At 61.3% G+C, this 23097-nt stretch carries 20 protein-coding genes and 3 tRNA genes; 11 read left to right on the top strand and 12 right to left on the bottom strand.

Annotation, left to right across the window (positions count from 1 at the left end; genetic code table 11):
• The 3 genes from J2045_RS22935 to J2045_RS22925 all read right to left on the bottom strand — a co-directional run.
• The coding region (locus J2045_RS22935) for a GTP-binding protein (RefSeq protein WP_307377707.1) at positions 1-476 on the bottom strand (476 nt) is incomplete at its 3' end.
• Positions 477-699: 223 nt separating this feature from the next.
• Positions 700-773 (bottom strand) — tRNA-Gly (locus J2045_RS22930).
• Positions 774-794: 21 nt separating this feature from the next.
• Positions 795-879 (bottom strand) — tRNA-Tyr (locus J2045_RS22925).
• Between the two features lie 206 nt (positions 880-1085).
• Here J2045_RS22925 and rlmB point away from each other — a divergent pair.
• Positions 1086-1967 (top strand): 23S rRNA (guanosine(2251)-2'-O)-methyltransferase RlmB, encoded by an 882-nt coding sequence (gene rlmB, locus J2045_RS22920; protein WP_307377704.1) that lies wholly within the window; start codon positions 1086-1088, stop codon positions 1965-1967.
• A gap of 152 nt (positions 1968-2119) precedes the next feature.
• Here the strand turns inward: rlmB and J2045_RS22915 are convergent, their stop codons facing one another.
• Both J2045_RS22915 and J2045_RS22910 read right to left on the bottom strand, forming a co-directional pair.
• On the bottom strand, positions 2120-3094 hold the full coding sequence (locus J2045_RS22915; protein ID WP_307377701.1) for an MliC family protein: 975 nt from the start codon (positions 3092-3094) through the stop codon (positions 2120-2122).
• Between the two features lie 85 nt (positions 3095-3179).
• Positions 3180-3255, bottom strand: a tRNA-Thr gene (locus J2045_RS22910).
• Between the two features lie 194 nt (positions 3256-3449).
• On the opposite strand from J2045_RS22910, the gene J2045_RS22905 reads away from it, so the two are divergent.
• Together J2045_RS22905 and J2045_RS22900 are read left to right on the top strand one after the other, a co-directional pair.
• A complete protein-coding gene (locus J2045_RS22905) occupies positions 3450-4223 on the top strand; it encodes an NAD kinase (RefSeq protein ID WP_307377700.1) in 774 nt (257 codons plus the stop codon).
• A 7-nt stretch (positions 4224-4230) separates the two neighbouring features.
• Complete coding sequence (locus J2045_RS22900) at positions 4231-4710, top strand: hypothetical protein (RefSeq protein ID WP_307377699.1); 480 nt, start codon at positions 4231-4233, stop codon at positions 4708-4710.
• Between the two features lie 88 nt (positions 4711-4798).
• Here the strand turns inward: J2045_RS22900 and prfB are convergent.
• From prfB to J2045_RS22885, 3 genes are all read right to left on the bottom strand, one after another.
• A protein-coding gene (gene prfB / locus J2045_RS22895) for a peptide chain release factor 2 (RefSeq protein ID WP_307377698.1) occupies positions 4799-5927 on the bottom strand; the annotation gives its coding sequence in 2 pieces (ribosomal slippage) (positions 4799-5857 and positions 5859-5927; 1128 coding nt in all).
• Between the two features lie 104 nt (positions 5928-6031).
• A complete protein-coding gene (locus J2045_RS22890; protein WP_307377695.1) occupies positions 6032-8485 on the bottom strand; it encodes a penicillin-binding protein 1A in 2454 nt (817 codons plus the stop codon).
• Between the two features lie 238 nt (positions 8486-8723).
• Positions 8724-9923, bottom strand: coding sequence for an N-acetylmuramoyl-L-alanine amidase (locus J2045_RS22885; RefSeq protein WP_307377710.1), 1200 nt, complete (start codon positions 9921-9923; stop codon positions 8724-8726).
• 746 nt (positions 9924-10669) lie between these two features.
• On the opposite strand from J2045_RS22885, the gene J2045_RS22880 reads away from it, so the two are divergent.
• Positions 10670-13582 (top strand): Rne/Rng family ribonuclease, encoded by a 2913-nt coding sequence (locus J2045_RS22880; RefSeq protein WP_307377692.1) that lies wholly within the window; start codon positions 10670-10672, stop codon positions 13580-13582.
• 74 nt (positions 13583-13656) lie between these two features.
• Here the strand turns inward: J2045_RS22880 and J2045_RS22875 are convergent, their stop codons facing one another.
• Positions 13657-14214 carry a GNAT family N-acetyltransferase gene (locus J2045_RS22875; RefSeq protein ID WP_307377691.1) on the bottom strand — a complete coding sequence of 186 codons (558 nt, stop codon included), beginning with the start codon at positions 14212-14214 and terminating at the stop codon, positions 13657-13659.
• Between the two features lie 115 nt (positions 14215-14329).
• A complete protein-coding gene (locus J2045_RS22870; protein ID WP_307377688.1) occupies positions 14330-15496 on the bottom strand; it encodes a pyridoxal phosphate-dependent aminotransferase in 1167 nt (388 codons plus the stop codon).
• Between the two features lie 192 nt (positions 15497-15688).
• Here J2045_RS22870 and J2045_RS22865 point away from each other — a divergent pair, with 192 nt between their 5' ends.
• The 5 genes from J2045_RS22865 to aat all read left to right on the top strand — a co-directional run bounded on the left by J2045_RS22865 (position 15689) and on the right by aat (position 19496).
• Positions 15689-16450, top strand: coding sequence for a DsbA family protein (locus tag J2045_RS22865; RefSeq protein ID WP_307377685.1), 762 nt, complete (start codon positions 15689-15691; stop codon positions 16448-16450).
• 128 nt (positions 16451-16578) lie between these two features.
• On the top strand, positions 16579-17019 hold the full coding sequence (gene aroQ / locus J2045_RS22860; protein ID WP_166599577.1) for a type II 3-dehydroquinate dehydratase: 441 nt from the start codon (positions 16579-16581) through the stop codon (positions 17017-17019).
• Between the two features lie 22 nt (positions 17020-17041).
• A complete protein-coding gene (gene accB, locus J2045_RS22855) occupies positions 17042-17518 on the top strand; it encodes an acetyl-CoA carboxylase biotin carboxyl carrier protein (RefSeq protein WP_307377682.1) in 477 nt (158 codons plus the stop codon).
• Positions 17519-17523: 5 nt separating this feature from the next.
• Positions 17524-18876, top strand: a complete 1353-nt coding sequence (accC, locus tag J2045_RS22850; protein ID WP_166599579.1) for an acetyl-CoA carboxylase biotin carboxylase subunit — start codon at positions 17524-17526, stop codon at positions 18874-18876.
• Positions 18877-18881: 5 nt separating this feature from the next.
• Complete coding sequence (aat, locus tag J2045_RS22845) at positions 18882-19496, top strand: leucyl/phenylalanyl-tRNA--protein transferase (RefSeq protein ID WP_307377679.1); 615 nt, start codon at positions 18882-18884, stop codon at positions 19494-19496.
• A 117-nt stretch (positions 19497-19613) separates the two neighbouring features.
• Here the strand turns inward: aat and J2045_RS22840 are convergent, their stop codons facing one another.
• A complete protein-coding gene (locus J2045_RS22840; protein ID WP_298469271.1) occupies positions 19614-20333 on the bottom strand; it encodes an abortive infection family protein in 720 nt (239 codons plus the stop codon).
• Between the two features lie 194 nt (positions 20334-20527).
• Here J2045_RS22840 and J2045_RS22835 point away from each other — a divergent pair, with 194 nt between their 5' ends.
• Positions 20528-21610, top strand: a complete 1083-nt coding sequence (locus tag J2045_RS22835; RefSeq protein WP_307377673.1) for a MerR family transcriptional regulator — start codon at positions 20528-20530, stop codon at positions 21608-21610.
• 366 nt (positions 21611-21976) lie between these two features.
• Positions 21977-22420, top strand: coding sequence for a nuclear transport factor 2 family protein (locus tag J2045_RS22830; protein WP_166599585.1), 444 nt, complete (start codon positions 21977-21979; stop codon positions 22418-22420).
• Between the two features lie 39 nt (positions 22421-22459).
• On the opposite strand, the gene J2045_RS22825 is transcribed toward J2045_RS22830, so the two are convergent.
• Entirely contained in the window at positions 22460-22675 is a 216-nt protein-coding gene (locus J2045_RS22825) for a hypothetical protein (protein ID WP_307377670.1), read from the bottom strand.
• Between the last annotated feature and the right edge of the window lie 422 nt (positions 22676-23097).

The raw sequence follows: 23097 nt of genomic DNA, 5'->3' as shown, positions 1-23097 counted from the left end.
GGGAAGTCGTAGGACGACAGGAGTTCGCGAACTTCGAGTTCGACGAGTTCCAGAAGTTCTGCGTCGTCAACCTGGTCAACCTTGTTCAGGAACACCACGATCGCGGGAACGCCAACCTGACGGGCGAGCAGGATGTGCTCGCGGGTCTGCGGCATCGGGCCGTCGGCAGCCGAGCAAACCAGGATCGCGCCGTCCATCTGGGCCGCACCGGTGATCATGTTCTTGACGTAGTCGGCGTGGCCGGGGCAGTCAACGTGGGCGTAGTGACGGTTGGCCGTCTCATACTCGACGTGCGCCGTCGAGATGGTGATGCCGCGTGCCTTTTCTTCCGGAGCTGCGTCGATCTGATCGTAGGCCTTGAACTCACCGAAGTACTTGGTGATCGCTGCCGTCAGAGACGTCTTGCCGTGGTCGACGTGGCCGATCGTGCCGATGTTGACGTGCGGCTTGTTGCGCTCAAACTTACTCTTTGCCATTTGAATGCTTCCTGTGAACGAAACGGGGTTGCCCCGGCGAACCGGTTTGGTCCCGCCGTTTAAGGCTTTCATGCGCAATGCGCAAGCGTTAAATGACAAGCCTCCCGGAGGCCGAAACGCACGCTTTCCACAACCTAAACCAGCATGCGCACCATGCAGTTCACGCAAGGCAAAGGAACGGTGGAAAACCGTTTGAAATCCGGAAGTTGGGAAAGGAAGCATCTGGAGCGGGTAACGGGAATCGAACCCGTGTATTCAGCTTGGAAGGCTGCTGCTCTACCATTGAGCTATACCCGCATGTTCAGATCCGAGGACGAATGGTGGAGAGAGTTGGATTTGAACCAACGTAGGCTGAGCCAACGGATTTACAGTCCGTCCCCTTTAACCACTCGGGCATCTCTCCATTCTTTCGTCCGGATCTGGCGACCAAGCTTTGTAGTCCAGACCAGAGTGCGTCGCCCCCTGATCTGCGGCGGGTATATGACGGCCCAACCGGCTCATGTCAACACGAAGTTTGACGAAAAATTCCGAAAAGTTTCATGGGCCCGACACACACGGGATTTTCCGCACGGGTCTATGCCCGCCCCTTGCCCATGGTTATAAGAGCGCATGGCCAAAGATCCGAAAATCGACAAAACCGCCCGTGACACCCATTATGCAACGCTGCGCCGACAGGTGCGCGATGCCAAGCGTGAGCGGGGCGAAATCCCCACGCCAGGGCCGCAGAAGCCGCGCAAGAGCAATGCCGACTGGACGCCGCCGAAGCTCGCGCCGGAGCAGGTTTTGCTCTACGGCCTGCACACGGTGCGCGCCGCGCTCGACAATCCCGAACGCAAGCTGATCAAGCTTTCGGCGACGCAAAATGCGCTTGTCAGGCTCGAGATTCCATCTGTGGAAAACCTCGGAATCCCCTTCGAGACGGTGACGCCGCAGGATCTCGACAAGATCCTCGGACCGGAAGCGATCCATCAGGGCGTCATGCTCGAGACGCGTCCCCTGCCCGTGCGCCGGCTCGAAGCGCTGAAGGACAGCCCGCTGATCCTGGTGCTCGACCAGGTGACAGACCCGCATAATGTCGGCGCGATCATGCGCTCGGCGGTCGCCTTCGATGCAGGCGCCGTCATCACCACGCAGCGCCACAGCCCGACGGAATCAGGGGTGCTGGCAAAGTCGGCCTCCGGCGCACTGGAACTGATCCCCTATATCCAGGTGACCAATCTCGCCGATGCGCTCAATGAATTGCACAAGCTCGGCTTCTTCTCTGTTGGACTCGATTCCGAAGGACCGGCACCGATGGAAGGCACGCTCAGCGGCAACCGCATTGCGCTGGTTCTCGGCTCCGAGGGCAAGGGGCTCCGGCAAAAGACGCGGGAAACCGTCTCTGCCCTTGCTCGCCTCGACATGCCGGGCGCGATCAAGTCGCTGAATGTCTCGAATGCTGCGGCGATCGCGCTTTATGCCTCCCGTCAGCATCTGGCGACCAAAGGCTGACGAGGCTGGTCTTCACCGACATCGACGGGACAACGCCGTTCATGCCGAGCTGGAACAGGGTGCAGAGCGCCCTGCCCGACCTGTTGCGCGACATTCAGGAAGCGGTGCGGCTCGACGCCGAGGACTGATGGCACACCGCACCTGCCCTCCCGTCACATGGATGGGCGGCAAGTGAGCTCGCCGTCCACGGCGACAAAGGACGTGCCTGTTGCCGACAGCTTGCGCTCGACGGGATAGTCGATGACGCTCGGCCAGGCTTCGATGTCCTTCACGGCATTCGGATCGGCGTCGATTGCCGGCTGATAGGCGGGGCGGCAGTCCGGCAGGGGGCGATCGGCGGCGAGACCAAGCTCCTTGCGGATGGTTGTCGCACAGGCATCCGGGGCTGCGAGCAGCGAGCAGGACGCCGCGAAAGTGCGGCGGTAGCGCAGGGTGAGCTCTTCGCCGGCCAGGGACAGAAGCGAGAATTCGCCGGCGATCACGTCATCCATCAGCCGCGAACCGGTACGAGCATCATAGACTACGAAAGGCATGCCGCCGTTCCAGCCATCAGCGCCGCGGAAGAAGGCGTAAGGTCCAACGGCCCCCCAGAGATAGCCGGCGGTGTCGTCCTCGATCTTCCGGTCCAGCGTCGGGTTGAGCTGGCAGGGACCTTCGGAAGGTGCAATGTAGAGACCAGCCGCACCCTTTTCGCCCAGATCCAATTCCTTCAGGGCGAAGTCGGGATAGCGCAGGCAGGTGAGCCTGCCCTTCATGTCGAAGCCGGTGTCCTTTTCGGAAAGCTCGACCTCGGCCCGCGTCGCCCGGTCGAACTGGCCGGTGACCTCACCGGCATTGCGGCAGGTGACGGGCGCCATGCGACCAATGGCGAACTGCAGCTCCTCGCCCTTGCCCCGCAATTCGTAGCGGCCGTTCGAATACCAGAAGCCACTTGCCGCCGGCTGCTGCGGAAGGGCAACCTTCGAGCCGTCCGGCAGGGCCAGGTCCGCCGTCGTTTCGCTGAAGGTGACCGTAAGCGCCGTGCCGTCTTCACAGGCATACTTGATGTCGGCGGCCCGGCTTGCTGCGGGAAGCATCAGAACGGCAGTCGCGGCCAATGCCAGGCCGGCAGTAAACGTCTCGCGCATCAGGTCTCCCTCGGCTGTCGGTCGAGACCATGCCAAAGAATGGCCCGCGAGGACAATGGCAAAAACGATCACATGTGATGAGAAATGGTGCCCCCGGCAGGGTTCGAACCCGCGACCCCCTGATTACAAATCAGGTGCTCTACCAACTGAGCTACAAGGGCAGTGCGGGGTGTTTAGGCGGAAAACGGTTTGCGGTAAAGCAAAAAATCGGCGAAAGGTTAGCACGAATGGTGAAAATCCACCGCTGCCGGGAACCGCCGATGCGGTGGTCAGCCGAACTGATTTCGGGGCGAAACGGCTTGTGGTTACAGGCATTTGTCATATACCACTTGGCGACATCTCATCAGGGCTCGCCATGTCTCGCACGTTCCGGTCGCTCGCCTTCATCGCTTCCAATACGGACGAAGCCCAGGCTTCGCGCAATGAACTGATTCGTCTCTACGGCCATAGCGAGCCGGCGGATGCGGACGTGATCGTGGCGCTCGGGGGCGACGGCTTCATGCTGCAGACGCTGCATGACACGATGAACAGCGGCAAGCTGATCTATGGAATGAACCGCGGTTCCGTCGGCTTCCTGATGAACGACTATTCGACCGACAATCTCACGGAGCGGATCGCGGTCGCCGTCGAGAACGAATTCCACCCGCTGAAGATGACGACGAGTAACACCGACGGCTCGACATCCTTTGCACTCGCGATCAACGAGGTCTCGGTGTTGCGCCAGTCCTACCAGGCAGCCAAACTGCGTGTGGTGATCGATGGCAAGGTGCGGCTGGAGGAACTGATCTGCGACGGATTGATGGTGGCGACACCGGTTGGATCGACGGCCTACAATCTTTCCGCCCATGGACCGATCCTGCCGCTCGAAGCGCCGCTGCTCGCGCTGACCCCCGTCAGCCCCTTCCGCCCGCGCCGCTGGCGTGGGGCGCTGTTGCCGGACAAGGTGACGGTGGTGCTCGAAGTGCTGGAACCAGAGAAGCGTCCGGTTAATGCGGTGGCTGACCATACCGAGGTGAAGTCGATTCTCCGCGTGGAGATCGCCCAGTCGGAGGATACCACGGCGCGGATCCTCTCCGATTCGGATCGTTCATGGTCCGACCGGATCATTGCCGAACAGTTTTCCGATTGAGGCTCCCATGAAGGTTTGCAATCCGGCCGCCTTGCTGCTCACCCTGTTCCTCTGCCATCCCGCCGCAGCAGCAGAGGACATCGAGCAGCTGCCCCTCACCGCAACCTTCGTGATCAGCGGTGGCTATTGGGAATCAGGGGCGGAAGGCGTGGCGGGGGGCGACACCGCCGTCAAAGCCGGCGAACGGGGCTATTACAAGCTTGTGGCAATCCGCCAGCCGGACAGGACGGCGCGCATCCACCTGCAGATGGTTGCATCCGGGCAGAGCGGGCTTCGGCTGGTCGAGAGCGTGGAGCTGGAAGAATTCACCGCGATCAAGCCTTACGTGACCGGCATCCGCCCGGAAAGCATGACCGGTGTTGCCGCGACCCCGGGTTTCTTCGCCACTGTCTATCTGAAGACGGCACCCGATACCGACCGTGTCGAGGAATGGACGGTGCTGATCGACGAGCTGGGCGACATCCGCGTGGAACGGGCGAGCAACTGAGGCGCGCCTTACGCTTTCATACCGGAGATGCAAAAAGGCGGAGCGCTGGGCGCTCCGCCTTTGATTATTGGTGCTGATCGCAACTCTATCAGTCGATATCAGAGACTTCCGAGGCCTTGCCGCTGATGCGGTGGGCAAGAGCCGCTTCCATGAACTCGTTCAGCTCGCCGTTCAGGACGCTGTCCGGATCGGTGCTTTCGACGCCGGTGCGCAGGTCCTTGACCAACTGGTAGGGCTGCAGGACGTAGGAGCGGATCTGGTGACCCCAGCCGATATCCGTCTTCGAGGCGGCTTCGGCATTGGCCAGTTCTTCGCGCTTCTTCAGTTCGACCTCGTAGAGGCGCGCGCGCAGCATGTCCCAGGCCTTGGCCTTGTTCTTGTGCTGCGACCGCTCCTGCTGGCACGACACCGCGATGCCGGTCGGAATATGCGTGATGCGCACGGCCGAGTCGGTGGTGTTGACGTGCTGACCGCCGGCGCCCGAGGAGCGGAAGGTATCGATGCGGCAATCGCTCTCGTTTATGTCGATCTGGATCGAGTCATCGACCACCGGGTAGACCCAGATGGACGAGAAGGATGTGTGACGGCGGGCGTTCGAATCATAGGGCGAGATGCGCACCAGGCGGTGCACGCCCGACTCGGTCTTCATCCAGCCATAGGCATTGTGTCCCTTGACGAGGATCGTCGCTGACTTGATGCCGGCTTCTTCACCGTCGTGCATTTCCAGCACTTCCACCTTGAAACCCGAGCGTTCAGCCCAGCGCGTATACATGCGCAGAAGCATGTTGGCCCAGTCCTGGCTTTCCGTGCCGCCGGCGCCGGAATGCACTTCGACATAGGTGTCGTTGCCGTCGGCCTCACCTGAAAGCATGGCTTCGACCTGGCGGCGGGCCGCTTCGGTCTTCAGAGCCTTCAGCTGGTCCTCGGCGTCCTTGACGACGGTTTCGTCGCCCTCTTCCTCGCCCATCTCGATCAGCTCGATGTTGTCGTTCATCGCCTGTTCGAGGCGCTTGACGCCAGCAATGCTGTCATCCAGCTGCTGGCGCTCGCGCATCAGCTTCTGGGCTTCCTGGGCATCGTTCCAGAGGTTCGGATCCTCTGCCTTGTTGTTCAACCAGTCCAGCCGTCTTATCGCCTGATCCCAGTCAAAGATGCCTCCTCAGCAGGCTTATGGCCTGCTTGATTTCGTCGACGACATTCTCGATTTCATTGCGCATGCGTTGCGTTCTCAACCTCTGAAACTGGTGAAAATCTGGCCTTCCGCATAGTTGCGCCCGGCCCTGTTGTAAAGAGCCGGGGCCGCGGAATGGAGTGAGATGGATCAGAACAGGCCGCCGGACCCGGAGGTCACGGCCTGGTTGGCCTGCGGCGAGTCGCGCAGGATTTCCTCCGGCGGGGCATAACCATCCATGCCGATGATCGAGAGGGTATCGGCGGGCCCCGTGCCGGGCTTGAAAGCCTCGATGATCGTATCTGGCTCGCCCTCGAGCGCAAACATGCCGGTGGTGCGGTTGACCGCTATGAAGCTCATGCCGGCCGGCACGAAGAACTGGCCAGGCGGCGTGTTGGCCGTCGCCATCTGCATGAAGTCGTTGAAAACGGGGGCTGCGAGCGAACCACCGGTCGAGCCACGGCCCATCGGGGCAGGCTGATCGAAGCCGATATAGACGCCGGCGACGAGATCCGGCGTGTAGCCGATGAACCATGCATCCTTTTCGTCGTTGGAAGTGCCGGTCTTGCCGGCGACGGGACGGTCAAGCTTGATCTTGCCCGCTGCGGTGCCGCGCGTGACGACACCCTCCATCATCGAGGTGATCTGATAGGCGGTCATGGGATCGAGAACCTGATCACGGTTGTCGACGACGACAGGCTCCTCCTGCCCGCTGAACCGCTCGGCATTGCAGGTTTCGCAGATCCGGTCCTCATGGCGGAAAATGGTCTTGCCATGGCGGTCCTGGATACGGTCGATCAGCGTCGGCTTGATCTGCTTGCCGCCATTGGCAAAGACCGCATAGGCGGAGACCATGCGCAATACGGTGGTTTCGCCCGAGCCCAGCGACATCGCGAGCACCGGGTTCATCTTGTCGTAGATGCCGAAGCGCTCGGCATATTCCGCGACCAGATTCATGCCCATGTCGTTGGCGAGGCGAACCGTCATCAGGTTTCGCGACTTCTCGATGCCCAGTCGCAGCGTCTGGGGGCCAGCCGATCCACCGCCATAGTTCTGCGGACGCCAGACCTGACCGCCGGATACGAATTCGACGGGAGCGTCGAGGATGACCGAGGCCGGGGTGTAGCCGGTGTCGAGGGCCGCAGCATAGACAAAGGGCTTGAAGGACGAACCGGGCTGGCGCATGGCCTGGGTGGCACGGTTGAATTCGGACTGGGAATAGGAGAAGCCGCCGGAAATGGCCAGAACGCGGCCGGTGTGCGGATCCATCGCAACGAGACCACCCTGGACCTTGGGCAACTGGCGCAGGCGATAGGCGCTCGCCCCCTCTTCCAAGGCCTCGACATAGACGACATCGCCCGGCGAGAGCACGCCTTCAGGCGACTTTGCCGACTTGCGGTCGCCGGTGGCCGAGCGATAGGCCCATTCCATGTTATCGGGAGCAATACGACCGCGCGCACGGTCGGCGACCACCTTGCCACCCGCTTCCTTTGCGGGCTGCAGGCCGATGTCGACGCCGTCGGACGCAACGTCGAGGACAACGGCCACCTTCCATTCCGGCACATCGGCCAGGCCAGGGATCTCGGCGAGCGGCACACCCCAGTCGCCGTCGAGCGGGATCTGCTTGATGGGGCCGCGGAAGCCGCGTCGCTGGTCATAGGTCAGCAGTGCAGATTGCAGTGCCTTGCGCGCGGCAATCTGCATCTGCGGATCGAGCGATGTGCGAACGGACAGGCCACCTTCATAGAGAGCCTTGTCACCATACTTCTCGATGATCTGGCGGCGAACCTCCTCGGCAAAATAGTCGGAGGCGAAGAGCGACGAGCCGCTGCGGCGCAGGTTGACACCGAGCGGCTGCTGCTTGGCGTTCTCGCCCTCCTCCCGAGAGACGAAACCGTTCTCGACCATGCGATCGACAACCCAGTTGCGGCGCTCAAGCGCTGCGGCCTCGCGGCGGAAGGGATGGTAGTTGTTGGGGCCCTTGGGCAGAGCCGCGAGATAGGCGGTCTCGGCGATGGTCAGCTCGGTGACCGACTTGTCGAAATAGGTCAGCGCGGCGCCGGCGATGCCATAGGCGTTCAGGCCGAAGAAGATTTCGTTCAGATAGAGTTCTAGGATCTTGTCCTTCGAATAGGTCTGCTCGATGCGGAAGGAGAGGATCGCTTCCTTGATCTTGCGGTCCATGGTCTGGTCGGAGGACAGGAGGAAGTTCTTCGCCACCTGCTGGGTAATCGTCGACGCGCCGACAGGGCGGCGTCCGGAGCCGAGGTTCTGGACGTTGACCAGGATTGCACGGCCAAGGCCATAGATGTCGACGCCCGGGTGATTGTAGAAATTCTTGTCTTCCGCCGACAGGAATGCGGCCTTCACGCGATCCGGGATCGCCTGGATCGGCAGAAACAGGCGGCGCTCACGCGCATATTCGGCGACCAGGGCACCGTTGCCGGCATGGATGCGGGTGGTCACCGGCGGCGAGTAGCTCGCCAGCACCTCGTAGTTCGGCAGATCCTTGGTCACCTCGTTCAGATAGACCGCAACGACGGCCGCGACGCCGAGCGCAAGCACGGACGCCAATCCGAAGAGATATCCAATCAGTCTGATCATGTTTCCGCTACCGGCTCTGCTTCAGGTTCCGCGCGTTGCACCAAGCTTCGCATACCCTGTGGCGTTTTGCACGTCATGCGGTGGATGGCAAGACATGCGGACTTGCTGTGAAAGGCGGAGCGATTCGAGATCGCTCACCCTTGCGTGACTTCCCCCCGAGTAACGGACACAATGTGAGGAAAATAGGGCCGTTAGCGGGGAAGCGCTGCTCGGTCACAGGTTCCTGAACCGATGTTGCCTAACCGCCATTGGCAAGGGCCGGCTCACGATACCGCTTGATCGCCTCGACGAGGAGGTCCGCAACCCGATCGCGCCACACGGGATCGAGCAAAAGCTTCTCGTCTTCCTTGTTCGACAGGAAACCGAGCTCAAGCAGGATGGAGGGCACGTCCGGCGCCTGGAGCACCCGGAAACCGGCATGGCGATGCGGGTTGTTGATCAGCGAAATCTGCCCCTCGAAGGACCCGACGACGGCCTGGGCCATGGCGATGGAGAAGGCCTGGGTCTCGCGCCGTGTCAGGTCGAGAAGAATATCGTTGACCTCCGCTTCCGTTTCGTTCGGCAGAACAACACCGCCAATCGTATCGGAGAAGTTCTCCCGTTCGGCCAACTGGGCAGCCATATGGTCGGAAGCCTTGTCCGAGATGGTGTAGACGGTGGCGCCGCGGATCTCCGCCTGACGGAGCGTATCGGCATGCAGTGAAATAAGGAGGCCGGCACCCTTCTGGCGCGCGATCAGCACGCGCTCGGAAAGCGAGAGAAACTTATCGGTATCCCGGGTCATCACCGCGCGGATGCCTGGCTGGCCTTTGAGCTTTTCATTGAGGATCCTGGCAAAGGCCAGCGTTATGTCCTTCTCCGCCGTCTTGGTGGAGGCGCCGGTGGCGCCGGCGTCGATCCCGCCATGGCCGGCATCGATCGCGATGACGAATTCATCCACGGCAGGCGTCGTGATCGCAACGGTCGCCGGTGCTGCGGCATTCTCGTCAGGCCGCGCCCAGGCCTGGGCGGACACGAGCGCGGCAAAATCCTGCTGCGGCACCAGTTCCGCATCGAGCACCAAGCGATAGCCGTTGCCGTCCTCGTTGACCACAACCTCCGCCGTGACCAGCCGGGCGGGACGGGCGGCCGTGAGCACGAGGCGTGCGGATGTCGCATCCATCGAGCCGTACCGGATGTCGCTGAACAGACCCGTCGCCTGAAGGTCTTTCTCGGCGAAGGCGAAGGCGGTGGCGGGCAGGTCGACGACGATACGGTCGGGATTGGCGATGTAACGCGCCTCGACGGTCGGCGCGCGGTCGAAGTCCAGAACGATGCGGGTCCGCGCCTCGTCACCGGCGATGCGGGCGGCGTAGGCCACCAGGCGGTTATCGGAGGGCTCCGCCGTCACGGCGTTGGCGCCGGCGGCGACCAGGACAACAGGGCTCACCACGAGCATCGTCGCCAGAACGATTCGGGCCCAAAGCGCCAGTTTTCGCCCTGCAGACAGCACCAAACCTCTTCTCAATTCCGGCCCCCGTGATGGTCGCGACAAAACTGTGACACAAATCACAAGCTGCACGTAACGCCATTTTCTGCAATTGCCCGCCGCATTGTCTCCCCGTGGCGGCCCGGCGGGCGTCAAAATTGCGGTTTGTGACCGCTTTTGCCTTCGGAATCACACGGAATGAGACAGTCCCTCTAATTCACTGCCATTATGGCATAAATCCGTTTGCTCTTGCTATTGTGACGTAGAAAACATACAAGGCAAACGAGGGATAAAAGTGCAAACGGGATAGAGTTTCCGCCCACGGCTGCCAACCTCAGACAATGGAATTGGCGCCTGTTCAACCGGACATTCATCTGCCGTCTCCGCATTTTTTCCTGAAACTGGTTCAACACGCCGGCAGGGTCGGCACAGCATCGGTGGCTCTCCACCAACAGCTCTTCACCGAGCATTCATCGGATCCCGAGGGGTCCATATCATTGTCGTTGACGTACGGTTTTTGATGTCTTTGCAACAGGTTGACATGACCAGGAACGGATCGGGATCAGAAAGTGTCCCGTTGTCCGTCCGTATGTTGCAAACCCGGTCATCCGTGCGGCCACATCTATATCCGGCGCACAGTCCGCTAGGTTCCAGCCGCTTTCAAGTTCAGCGCGCGGGTGGACCACCGACCGAGGGCGCCGAGGAGCACAGCTTAAATGGCAGACAAAATGCTAATCGACGCGTCTCACGAAGAAGAGACGCGCGTTGTCGTCGTTCGCGGTAACCGTATTGAAGAATTCGACTTCGAATCCCAACACAAGAAGCAGATACGCGGCAATATCTATCTGGCGAAGGTAACGAGGGTCGAGCCCTCGCTGCAGGCCGCTTTCGTTGACTACGGCGGCAACCGCCACGGCTTCCTGGCCTTCGCCGAAATTCACCCCGACTACTACCAGATCCCGCTTGCTGATCGCCAGGCGCTGCTTCGTGCGGAAGCCGAAGAGCATCGCAAGGAAAACGACGTCGAGGGTGATGAGGTCTTCAACGATCCTGCCCTTCAGGATCAGCCCGACAACGGCATCAACACCACCAATTCCGTCGCCTCGGCGATCGTTGACGATGTGGCCGCCGAACTCGCAGCCGAAGCCGACGCAGATGTCGCCGCTACAGCCGCTGCCGAAGAAGAGCCTGTCGCCGAAGAGCCCGCCGTAAAGGCCAAGCCGAAGCGCGTTCGCAAGCCGCGCGCAAAGAAGGCAGCCGCCGAAGAGACCTCTGCCGAAGAGGCCAGCGAAGGCTCCGACGATGCCGAAGGCGGCACGATCGCTGCCATGGTCGACATGGACGAGATCTCCGAGGAAGCCGGTGGACGCCGTGGTGGCCGTCGTGACGATGACGACGGCGACGATGATGACGACGACGGTCACATCGAGGAAAAGGAAGAGATCGAATCCGTTGGCGCCGAAGACGCCATGGAAGAGGTTCCGGACCGCGTCCAGCGCAAGCCGCGCAAGCAGTACCGCATCCAGGAAGTAATCAAGCGCCGGCAGATCCTGCTGGTGCAGGTCGCCAAGGAAGAACGCGGCAACAAGGGTGCAGCGCTTACCACCTATCTGTCGCTGGCAGGCCGTTACTCGGTCCTGATGCCGAACACCGCACGTGGCGGCGGCATTTCCCGCAAGATCACCCAGCCGACAGACCGCAAGCGTCTGAAGGAAATCGCACGTGGTCTCGAAGTGCCGCAGGGCATGGGCGTGATCCTGCGCACCGCCGGTGCCAACCGCACCAAGGTCGAGATCAAGCGCGACTTCGAATATCTGATGCGCCTTTGGGAGAACGTCCGCACGCTGACGCTCGCTTCGACTGCGCCGTGCCTGGTTTATGAAGAAGGTTCGCTGATCAAGCGCTCGATCCGCGACCTCTACAACAAGGACATTTCCGAGATCATCGTCTCGGGCGAAGAAGGCTATCGCGAAGCGAAAGACTTCATGAAGATGCTGATGCCGAGCCATGCCAAGGTGGTTCAGCCATACCGCGACCTGCATCCGATCTTCGCGCGCTCGGGCATCGAAGCCCAGCTCGACAAGATGCTGCAGCCACAGGTGACGCTGAAGTCCGGTGGTTACATCATCATCAACCAGACGGAAGCGCTCGTCTCCATCGACGTCAACTCCGGTCGCTCGACCCGCGAATACTCGATTGAGGACACCGCTCTCCAGACGAACCTGGAAGCCGCTGAAGAAGTGGCTCGTCAGCTGCGTCTGCGCGACCTTGCCGGCCTGATCGTCATCGACTTCATCGATATGGAAGAAAAGCGCAACAACCGCGCTGTCGAGAAGAAGCTGAAGGATTGCCTGAAGAACGACCGCGCCCGCATCCAGGTCGGTCGCATCTCGCATTTCGGCCTGCTCGAAATGTCGCGCCAGCGCATTCGCGCCTCGGTTCTGGAATCGACAACGCAGGTCTGCCCGCATTGCGCAGGTACCGGCCTCATCCGCTCGCAGTCGTCGGTTGCCCTGCATGTCCTGCGCGGCATCGAGGAGTTCCTGCTGAAGGCAACGACTCACGACATCATCGTGCACACGACGCCTGAGACTGCTCTGTACCTTCTCAACCAGAAGCGTGACACGATCGTCGATTACGAAGGCCGCTTCGGCGTTTCGATCGTCATCGACGGTGGCATGCCGGCGCAGCATGGCGGTTCGCAGCACTTCACCATCGAACGCGGCGAAGCCGTCGAGAACCCGGTGAAGATCGAAAGCCTGATGTCGCTCCTCCCCGAGATCGAGGAAGAAGACGACTACATTCCGGAGCCGGAAGAGGAAGACGAGGAAGAAGTCGTCGTCGCCGCCGCCAAGGCCGAGAGCGCACCGCAGCCGGCGCGCGCCGACAGCGAAGAAGGCAATCGCAAGCGCAAGCGTCGTCGTCGTCGTCGTGGCAAGAATGGCCAGAACGGCAATGGCACCCATGCCGATGCCCAGAATGGTGACAACGGTGCCGACCTCGATGACGAGGATGGTGACGAGGGCGAGGACGATGCCGGCGAAAGCAATGGCGAAATCCGCGCTGTCGAGGCCGAAGGTGATGGCAATGGTGACGAAGCCCAGAAGCGCAAGCGCCGCCGTCGCGGCAAGCGCGGTGGCCGTCGCAATCGTCCGGGCGAAGAAGGCTCGATGGAAGCTTCCGACGATAACGACGACAATGGTGACGGCGACGATGCCGAAGACCAGTCGGACGACGCCGTAGCCGCAGAAGCCGTTGAGGCAGCTGTCGCCGACGTCGTCGTGGAGGCTCCGGCAGCTGACAAGCCGAAGCCGCGCCGCACACGCAAGGCAAAGTCTGCCGCAGAGCCCGAAGCTGTGGCCGAGGTGGCACCTGCCGCTGTTGTAGCTGCGCCGGTGGCACTTGTTGCCGAGACTGTCGTTGAAGAGGCACCGGTTGCCGCACCGGCGCCGGTCGCTGCACCGGCCCCTGCGCCGGCTGCCGAAGAGGCAAAGCCGGCCCGCGCCAACCGCGAATCCAACGTGGCTTCGTCCGAGCCGGTGGTGACGTCGGTCAAGGCCACGGAAGACAGCACCGATGCGAAGCCCAAGAAGGGCGGCTGGTGGCAGAAGCGCGGTGGTTTCTTCTGAAACCCGCGCGGTTGTGATTGAATGCAAAAAGGGCCCTTCACGGGGCCCTTTTTTTGTCTCCAGGATCCAACCGATCAAGCGCGGGGACGTGCGCGTTTCATCACCGATGTCGGACCATCGGCGAAGGTGGTGGCATAGGCGTGGGCATAGCCGCATTTCTCGGCCACGCGGATCGATGCAGCGTGTTCCGGTGCCAGGATACAGAGCGTATGCTCATGGGGATTGTGCGCGTCCATCCAGGCATGGGCGGCCAGCATGACTTCGGTCGCAAGACCACGTCCATGGACGGATGACACCAGCGCCCAGCCGGTTTCGGGTTCGGCACCGAGCGGCGGATCCATGTCGCGACGGAAATCGGCGAAGCCTGCTTCTCCGATGTAGAGGCCATTCACCCGGTCCTCGATCACCCAGTAGCCGAAGCCGAGCGCATGCCAATGGCCGATGTAGCGGAGAAGCCGCGACCAGGTTTCGCTCGCGGTCGAGGGGCGGCCAGTGATGTGGCGGTAGATCGCCTCGTCCTGCCACATGGCGACCATCGGCTCGAAATCGTCGACGCGGTGCGCCCGCAGGCGTGTGCGATCGGTCAGAATGTCGGGCGCCGCGACGAGCGAAGTGATCCGCTTGATTGTCATGTCCGGCTCCCCTCTTTGTTCAGGCCACCAACTTCAGAGACTGAATCAGCTGGCTCTCACTCTGATTCAGGAACTGGCGCGAAGCCGTTGATCGCGAATCCATTTCGCTTAATGCCTAAGCGCTTTTCGGCAGCCAGTTTTCCAGCCGATCGGTCGCCTCGACCATCTCTGCCATGGTGCCGGCGTAGGACAGCCGCATCGCCAGATGGCCCTCCACCGGGTCGAAGTCGCGGCCGGGTGTGACTGCCACATCCGTTTCGGCGAGAATGCGCCTGGCAAAGCTCATGCTGTCATTGGTGAACCGCGTCGCATCTACATAGGCGTAGAAGGCGCCGTCCATGGGCGAGAGCAGCTGCAGGCCAAGCGTTGGCAGGCGGGCCATCAGGAAGTCGCGGTTGGCCTGGCAGGCGGTCTTGTAGTGTTCCAGCTCTTCGGTCGCGCTCAAGGCCGCGAGCGCTGCGATCTGCGAGAGTTCAGGAGCCGAGATATAAAGGCTCTGGGCGACGCATTCGACCGGGCGGACCAGCTCTTGCGGCAAGACCATCCAGCCGATGCGCCAGCCGGTCATGCAGTAGTATTTGGAGAAGGAGTTGATGATGACGGCATCGTCGCCGATCTCCAGCGCCGTCGCCTCTTCCGAGCCATAGGTCAGGCCGTGATAGATCTCGTCGGAGATCAGCGTGATCCCCTGCCCCTGGCAATAGTCATAGACGGCCTTGAGTTGCGCCTTGGTCGTCACGGTGCCGGTCGGATTGGCGGGGCTTGCGAGCAGCACGCCCTTGAGGCGGACACCCGCCTCGGCTTGCGCCTTTTCCAGGCTTTCCGGCGTGAGCGTAAAGCCGGTGTCCGGGCCGACGGCGACTTCGATTACCTTCAACCCGAGCGCTGAAAGGATGCTGCGATAGGCGGGGTAGCCCGGCCTTGCGATCGCGACGGCATCGCCAACGTCGAAGAGCGACAGGAAAGCGAGGTTGAAGCCGGCAGACGAGCCGGTGGTGACGACGATGCGGTTCCAGTCGACGGAGACATTGTGGCGGCGGCGATATTCTTCGGCGAGCGCCTGGCGAAGGCCTGTCATCCCCAGCGCATCGGTATAGCCGATACGGCCACCTTCCAGCGCCTTTCGAGCGGCGGCGAGGGCTGCCTGCGGTGCCGGATGGCCCGGCTGGCCGACGGCCATGGAGATGACTGGGCGCCCTTCCTGCCGCCGGCGGGTGGCCTCCGCCAGGATATCCATGGCGTGGAAGGGTTCGACGGCACTGCGCTTGGAAATGGAAATCAACGGATGGCTCCTCGGTCAGACGCCCGACATTTGCCGCAAAGCGCGTGGCATCACAATGGAGAGGCTGGACAAGGCAGTGCAAAAAAGCCATTCCGCATGAGAGCATCAGGCTTTAGGCTGGGCGAAAGCCGCCCTGCGGGATGAAACGCCTGTGGTTGAAGACGACAGACGGCAGCAAGGACGAGGAACGACATGGCTCTGAACTTCAAGATGATCGCCAGCGCGGGTGTCGCGCTTCTCCCGGCCCTGATGCCGCTTCCGGCCAGTGCGCTGGACGACGCGCAGAAAAAGGAATTCGGCGAGTTCATCCGCGAATACCTGATCGCCAACCCTGAAGTTATGCTGGAAGTGCAGGACGCACTGCAGAAGAAGCAGGAAGAGATCCGCACGCAGCGCTCTGCGGAAGCGCTCTCGACCAATCAGAATGCAATCTTCAACTCGGCCTATGATCTCGCCATCGGCAATCCGAAGGGCGACGTCACCGTCGTCGAGTTCTTCGATTACAATTGCGGCTATTGCCGCCGTGCCCATGCCGACATGGAAGCGGTGATCGAAGAGGACAAGAATGTCCGCTACGTCTTGAAGGAATTCCCGATCCTCGGGCCGGATTCGGAAGCTGCGCACAAGGTGTCGGATGCCGTGCGCAAGCTGTCGCCCGACAATTACGGCGCCTTCTTCCGTGCCATGATGACCCAGGACGGCCGCGCCTCGGAAGAGAGCGCGATTGCGATTGCCGGCGAGCTCGGCATTGCCGAAGAGGCAATCCGGGCGAAGATGGAAGAGAGCCCCAACACCGAACAGGTGCAGGAAGCATATCAGCTGGCGACCAGCCTCGGCATCACCGGCACGCCTTCTTACGTGATCGGCAACGAGACCGTTCCGGGTGCTGTGGGCAAGACCGCGCTTGCCGGCAAGATCGAAAATGTCCGCGCCTGTGGCAAGGCCACCTGCTGAACCAATCCCGCCGCCGCCTTAACCTTATACCTTAAATCCGGGGACTTGTCGGTCCGTTCGGTCCAAAGGGCTTTCCCTGCAGGGGCTCTCGGTCTATAGGAGGCGGTTGAAAGTCGACGGAAGCGTAGATGAGCAAAACCATTTTCGTGCTGAACGGCCCCAATCTCAACATGCTGGGAAAACGGGAACCCGGGATCTATGGCGGCAAGACGCTCGCCGACATCGAGGCGGACTGCAAGGCTGCCGGTGCCGAGCTCGGCCTGACCATCGACTTCCGCCAGTCCAATCACGAGGGCAGTCTCGTCGACTGGCTGCATGAGGCGGCCGACAAGGCCGCCGGCGTCGCGTTTAATGCGGGCGCCTATACGCATACCTCGGTTGCCCTGCATGACGCGATCCGCGCCATCTCTCCGGTTCCGGTGATCGAGGTGCATATTTCCAACGTGCATGCGCGCGAGGAATTCCGCCACAAATCGATGATAGCGCCCGCGTGCAAAGGCGTCATCTGCGGTTTCGGACCTCAAAGCTACATCCTGGCGCTCCAGGCGCTGAAAACCATCACGCAATAACAAGAATACAGGACATCCACTCATGGCTGAAAAGAAGTCGGGCATCGATCAGAAGCTGATCCGCGATCTCGCAAACATCCTCAACGACACGGATCTGACCGAGATCGAAGTGGAGCAGGACGACCTGCGCATTCGCGTCTCGCGCAACGGGACCCCTGTCATGATGCCCCAGCAGATGCAGGGTTACGCAGTCCAGGCGCCGGCCGCACCGGCTGCTGCTCCTGCCGCCGTCGCTGCACCCGCTGCCCCGGCCGCCCGCGACCTTTCCAACGCGGTCACTGCGCCGATGGTCGGCACCGTTTACCTGTCGCCGGCTCCGGGCGCACGCGCCTTCGTCGAAGTCGGCCAGATGGTCAAGGAAGGTCAGACGCTGCTGATCATCGAAGCCATGAAGACCATGAACCAGATCCCCTCGCCCAAGTCTGGCAAGGTCGTCGAGATCGTTATCGATGACGCAAGCCCGGTCGAATACGGCGAGCCCCTCGTGATCATCGAGTAAGCCGGATGACAGCCATCTCGAAGATCCTCATCGCCAACCGAGGCGAAATCGCGCTGCGCGTGCTGCGTGCCTGCAAGGAACTCGGCATTGCGACCGTGGCCGTCCATTCGACCGCCGACGCCAATGCCATGCATGTCCGCCTTGCCGATGAAAGCGTGTGCATCGGCCCGCCGCCGTCGCGCGACAGCTATCTCAACATTCATCAGATCGTCGCGGCCTGCGAAATCACCGGTGCTGACGCCGTCCATCCGGGCTACGGCTTCCTGTCTGAGAATGCCAAGTTCGCCGATATTCTCGACGCCCACGGCATCACCTTCATCGGACCGACGGCGGAGCATATCCGCCTGATGGGCGACAAGATCACCGCGAAGAAGACCGCTGTCGAACTCGGCATTCCCGTCGTTCCGGGCTCGGACGGCGAAGTGAAGCCGGAAAACGCGCTGGAAATCGCCCGCGAAATCGGCTTCCCCGTGCTGATCAAGGCGACGGCTGGCGGCGGTGGCCGCGGCATGAAGGTGGCCAAGACCGAGGAAGAGCTGGAAGAGGCCGTTTCGACCGCCCGTTCCGAAGCGCTTGCCGCCTTCGGCAACGATGCCGTCTATATGGAAAAATATCTCGGCAAGCCGCGCCATATCGAGGTGCAGGTTGTCGGTGACGGCGAAGGCAATGCCATCCATCTCGGTGAACGCGACTGCTCGCTTCAGCGCCGCCACCAGAAGGTCTGGGAAGAGGCAAACTCCCCTGCCCTTAACGTCGAGCAGCGGATGAAGATCGGTTCGATCTGCGCCGAAGCCATGAAGAAGATGAAGTACCGGGGCGCCGGGACGATCGAATTCCTCTACGAAAACGGCGAGTTCTATTTCATCGAAATGAACACCCGCCTGCAGGTGGAGCATCCGATCACCGAAGCCATCACCGGCATCGACCTGGTGCATGAGCAGATCCGTGTCGCCTCGGGCGCTGGCCTCTCCGTCACGCAGGATCAGGTTGTCTTCTCCGGCCACGCCATCGAATGCCGCATCAATGCCGAGGACCCGCGCACCTTCGTGCCCTCGCCCGGCACGATCACGCATTTCCATGCCCCGGGTGGTCTGGGCGTGCGCGTCGATAGCGGCGTCTATGCCGGCTACAAGATCCCGCCTTACTATGACAGCCTGATCGGCAAGCTGATCGTGCATGGACGCACCCGCGTCGAATGCATGATGCGTCTGCGCCGCGTGCTCGACGAATTCGTCGTCGACGGCATCAAGACGACGCTGCCGCTGTTCCAGGATCTCGTTGCCAACCAGGACATCGCCAATGGCGACTACGACATCCACTGGCTGGAAAAATATCTGGCCGAAACCTCGGCCAAGTAACTGACATGGCTGGGCGACGCAGCAGGAACCAGAGCATCACTCCGGAACTCCTGTTGCGCGCCTATTCCATAGGCATGTTCCCGATGTCCGACTCTGCCGACGACCCGGAGCTGTTCTGGGTCGAGCCGGAGATCCGGGGGATCATTCCGCTTGATGGCTTCCACGTCTCGTCAAGCCTTTCAAAGGCCATCCGCAAACGCCCCTTCGATATCCGCTTCGATACCGCCTTCGACCAGGTGGTGGACAAATGCGCGGAAGCCGCCCCCGACCGGCCGAGCACCTGGATCAACCAGACCATTCGCGAGCTCTATGGCGCGCTGCATCGCCTCGGCCACGCGCACAGCGTCGAGGCATGGGAGGGCGAGGAACTGGTGGGCGGGCTCTACGGGGTGTCTTTGGGCTCGGCGTTTTTTGGCGAAAGCATGTTTTCGCGGCGCACGAATGCGTCGAAGATTTGTCTCGTGTATCTCGTGGAGCGGCTTAGGGAACGCGGGTTTACGCTGCTCGACACGCAGTTCACCACCGAACATCTGAAGACGTTTGGGGCGGTGGATATTCCGAAGGAGGAGTATGGGGTGTTGCTGGATCGGGCGATGGAGAGTGAGACGGTGAGGTTTTGAGGGCGCTTGCATCTTAGTTGTCGACTAGCCGACGCCGATACTTCACATCGCTGAGTGATCAGTTGGATGAAACCAGGCGATCAAAACTTACTAGTCAGCTCCAACTTGGCCTGGAGGTTATCGCGAACGCTCTTTCGCGGTCTCAACGAGAAAGCTTGCCATTGCGCCAGCAAGATTCACGGCCAAGGCCGCGTGACGGCTAGTCGCACGGACCGGCCTTGGCCCTCGACCATGCGCGTCGCTCAGTTTGTTTCGGATCGCTCCGAGGCCCTCGACAATGGTTTGACAACCACCGAGGATACGCTTGAAGATATCCTCGGTATGTTGATCGGGAGCAAGATTAAGGCACTCGGCCGCCGTCCTGTAGAGGCGAGGCAGCTCATCTTTTTCGCCATAGGTTGCACCAGCTGCTTCAATGATATGTTTGCATACCGACTCAAGCAGCGTGCGAGCTAAGGTGATGGCACCTTCCGGATCATTCTCTCTGCGCTTTATTGCGCGTTGCCAAACGGCATGAACACCCGCCTCATCGAACGATATGAGCGCCTCAGAGACAATGCTGTCTGCAGGTTGGTTCTGAGTTGCACGCTGAACCGCTTTGGCCAGTTCTGCAGTGGGGTATTCATCAAGTACCTTCTGACCAATTTTGATGACCTGCTCAGGCGAGAGTTTCAACAATCGGATCGATACGAAGCGTTGTTTACTTGAAAACGCTTGCTCACGCGTACCCGGTTCTAGGCCGAATGCCTCGCACACATCAGCCAGAATGTTCGCGCTGACAGGATACAGTGCTTCCACGATTGCGGCCCGCAGCGCGGCAATTTTAGATTTTTCCATATCTAAACATATCCCGTGACTATGTGATCGTGTGATCTCCAAAAGCTGTCTGAGACGTTAGTGACTCTCGTGTTCCTTGAAAAGCAAAGCTGGTCGCAGAACGTCAGGCTTTCGGTGTTCCTTCTGCACAGAAACCCCTTGAGCCGAACCCTGGGTCATAGCCTACAACCGTCTCATCCGATGACGGAGGTGACATGGCAGACCACACAACAAAGGACACCTGGCTGACGGCAGCGCAGTGTGCCAAGCGCACCGGGCTGACCGTGCGGGCGCTCAGGATCTATGAGGCGGCGGGACTTCTCTCTCCGCGCCGCACGGAGAAGAACTGGCGGCTCTATGGGGCGCAGGATCTGGCGCGGCTTACCGAAATCCTGACGCTGAAGCGGCTCGGGCTGACGCTGGAGCAGATCAGCCGGCTGCTGCGTGGGCAGGCGACTGATCTTGAGCGTGTCCTGTCCGTCCAGGCGAGCGCACTTCAGGAGCAGATGGCGCGCGTCCAGCAGAGCCTCACCCTCATCGATAGCATGCAAACGAAGATGGCAACCGGGGAGATCCTCTCCACGGACGACCTGCTCGCACTCGCAAAGGATCATTCGATGACCGAAACCACCTCCCATACCATCGCCTGGCGACGCTATGAACAGATGCGACCGCGCACCGAGCGGGCGATCGACCGGAGGCTCTATGCCGATTATGCCGGCCATTATCAGCTGGATACGGTCGTCTTCACCATCCGCCACTGGGATAACAGGCTCTTTGCCCGTGTCACCGGGCAGGTCGAACTCGAGCTCTTCGCCGAAGAGGTCGACCGGTTCTTCTACAAGGCGGTGCCGGCACAGATCAGCTTCATCAGGAATGCGGAGGGGCTGGTCACGGCCCTGACGTTGCATCAAGAGGGGCACGAACAGACCGCCGAGCGGGTGGAGACGGGCGCCGCCGCAGCGCTTGAGGAGAGACTGACTGAGAGGGTCAGAGAGAAGCGGCCCATCGAGAACAGCCGGCTTCTCCTTGAGGAGCTCGTGCGTCAGTATGAGCGAGGCGCACCCGATTATGCGCGAATGACGCCACCGCTCGCGGCCATTGCGCGGGAACAGGCGGAGATCATCCGGGGTGAATGGCAGCGACTTGGGTCGATCCAGGAGATCAGCTTCAGGACTGTGACGGACGAAGGCTGGGACGTCTACGATGTCAACTTTGATAACGGACGTCAGGAGTGGAGTTTTTCACTGGCGGCAGACGGGCGCTTCAATGGCATCATTTTCCGGCGGGCGCCCTGATCAATCTCGCCGCACTCCACGTCCATCGCGCGAAAGTGGGATCCTGCCCTCACCTGAGGGATCTGCATGAACCGCCCCCACCCCATGACGGGCTGGTCGAATAGATCGACGGCGGAGATGCGCGGCGCAGGCTAAAGACGCACAGCCCGCCTGCCGCCTGTCGCAGCGCTCTTCAACACTCGATCACGATCGTTTGACACCACCTCCATTTGCTTGTGTCGCATACGAATTATGTCATTTATGCATATATCGGCGAAACGAGATGTATCGGGTTCGTCGGTGAGACACACAGGATCCGATTGCCTTACCCCAACGCCCGCCCCGCGCGGACCGACCCCGGCAGACACCGCCACAAGGAAAAGACCCATGCCCTTCATCCGCAATACCGCATTCGCCTTTGCCCTTGCCCTCTCGACGCTGGCCGCCCCCGCCATGGCGCAGGAATCCAACAAGGACTTCGTCGTCAAGGCCGTGACCGAACTGTTCTCGAACAAGGACCTGACGGCGATCGACCGTTACTGGGCCGACAGCTATATCCAGCGCAATCCGGGACTGGCTTCGACCAGCGCGGTGCTGAAGGCCGCACTGAAGGACATGCCGGCCAACATGACCTATGAAATCGGCATGGTGATTGCCGAGGGCGACCTCGTCGCCATCCATGGCCGCTATACCGGCTGGGGCCCGAAGCCGATGATCGTCGTCGACATCTACCGCGTCGAAAACGGCAAGATCGCCGAGCACTGGGATGTCGGACAGGACGAAGTGCTGGAAACCGCCTCCGGCAACCCGATGTTCGAACCGATGAAGTGAAATCTCAGGCAGGGCAATCCTGCCGACCGATCCTGGCAGTCAGGATCGCATTCGAGCACAGCCGTCGCGGGAAAACCGCGGCGGATCGCGGAGCGCCAGACGCGCGCCCGGCAGACTGTCGATTGCGGTCTGCCGATCGGGCGAGACAAAGGCGTCCGTGCCGCCGATGGCCTGGACATGCACATGATCCGCACCGATCGAGACCTGACCAAAGTCCGATCCGACGGTCTGCAAAGTTTGATAGAGCCCGGCCATCTTCCCCTCCCCGGCAATGCCATCCGGATGCCATTGGAGAAAGGCGGGGCGGATGGGTCAAGGGGAATGGAGACGTCCATGGGTCGGGTACCCCGCTCTGCCCTCCTGAGGCTGTCGAAGGGCGGGCATCTCCCCCACATGGGGGCAGGGCTATCGCATATGGATAGCTGCGGCGGTTCCTGGCTCCCTCTTCTCCCCAGCGGGGAGAAGTGCCGAGCGTATGCGAGGCGATGAGGGGGCGCCCGGCACAACTTTAGCGCTTCGCGCCCCCCTCATCCCCGGTGCAACGAGTTGCACCTGAGCCCTGCGGGCCACCTTCTCCCCGCTGGGGAGAGCGACTGTCTTGGCAGTCAAGCGTTTTGCCATGGTTTTTCGTCCCGGATGATGGCGTTGAGGATGGTGAGCAGTTTGCGCATCGTGGC

It is taken from the genome of Peteryoungia aggregata LMG 23059, from assembly GCF_030814435.1.
GTDB lineage: Bacteria > Pseudomonadota > Alphaproteobacteria > Rhizobiales > Rhizobiaceae > Allorhizobium > Allorhizobium aggregatum.
Note: the sequence above shows the minus strand (reverse complement) of the source record. Positions and strands in the feature narration are given on the sequence as shown.

Excerpts from the sequence above, each read along its gene's own strand:
- rlmB (WP_307377704.1), top strand. The coding sequence starts at position 1,086 with ATGGCCAAAGATCCGAAAATCGACAAAACCGCCCGTGACACCCATTAT.
- J2045_RS22915 (WP_307377701.1), bottom strand. The coding sequence starts at position 3,094 with ATGCGCGAGACGTTTACTGCCGGCCTGGCATTGGCCGCGACTGCCGTT.
- J2045_RS22905 (WP_307377700.1), top strand. The coding sequence starts at position 3,450 with ATGTCTCGCACGTTCCGGTCGCTCGCCTTCATCGCTTCCAATACGGAC.
- J2045_RS22900 (WP_307377699.1), top strand. The coding sequence starts at position 4,231 with ATGAAGGTTTGCAATCCGGCCGCCTTGCTGCTCACCCTGTTCCTCTGC.
- J2045_RS22890 (WP_307377695.1), bottom strand. The coding sequence starts at position 8,485 with ATGATCAGACTGATTGGATATCTCTTCGGATTGGCGTCCGTGCTTGCG.
- J2045_RS22885 (WP_307377710.1), bottom strand. The coding sequence starts at position 9,923 with ATGCTCGTGGTGAGCCCTGTTGTCCTGGTCGCCGCCGGCGCCAACGCC.
- J2045_RS22880 (WP_307377692.1), top strand. The coding sequence starts at position 10,670 with ATGGCAGACAAAATGCTAATCGACGCGTCTCACGAAGAAGAGACGCGC.
- J2045_RS22875 (WP_307377691.1), bottom strand. The coding sequence starts at position 14,214 with ATGACAATCAAGCGGATCACTTCGCTCGTCGCGGCGCCCGACATTCTG.
- J2045_RS22865 (WP_307377685.1), top strand. The coding sequence starts at position 15,689 with ATGGCTCTGAACTTCAAGATGATCGCCAGCGCGGGTGTCGCGCTTCTC.
- aroQ (WP_166599577.1), top strand. The coding sequence starts at position 16,579 with ATGAGCAAAACCATTTTCGTGCTGAACGGCCCCAATCTCAACATGCTG.
- accB (WP_307377682.1), top strand. The coding sequence starts at position 17,042 with ATGGCTGAAAAGAAGTCGGGCATCGATCAGAAGCTGATCCGCGATCTC.
- accC (WP_166599579.1), top strand. The coding sequence starts at position 17,524 with ATGACAGCCATCTCGAAGATCCTCATCGCCAACCGAGGCGAAATCGCG.
- aat (WP_307377679.1), top strand. The coding sequence starts at position 18,882 with ATGGCTGGGCGACGCAGCAGGAACCAGAGCATCACTCCGGAACTCCTG.
- J2045_RS22840 (WP_298469271.1), bottom strand. The coding sequence starts at position 20,333 with ATGGAAAAATCTAAAATTGCCGCGCTGCGGGCCGCAATCGTGGAAGCA.
- J2045_RS22835 (WP_307377673.1), top strand. The coding sequence starts at position 20,528 with ATGGCAGACCACACAACAAAGGACACCTGGCTGACGGCAGCGCAGTGT.
- J2045_RS22830 (WP_166599585.1), top strand. The coding sequence starts at position 21,977 with ATGCCCTTCATCCGCAATACCGCATTCGCCTTTGCCCTTGCCCTCTCG.
- J2045_RS22825 (WP_307377670.1), bottom strand. The coding sequence starts at position 22,675 with ATGGCCGGGCTCTATCAAACTTTGCAGACCGTCGGATCGGACTTTGGT.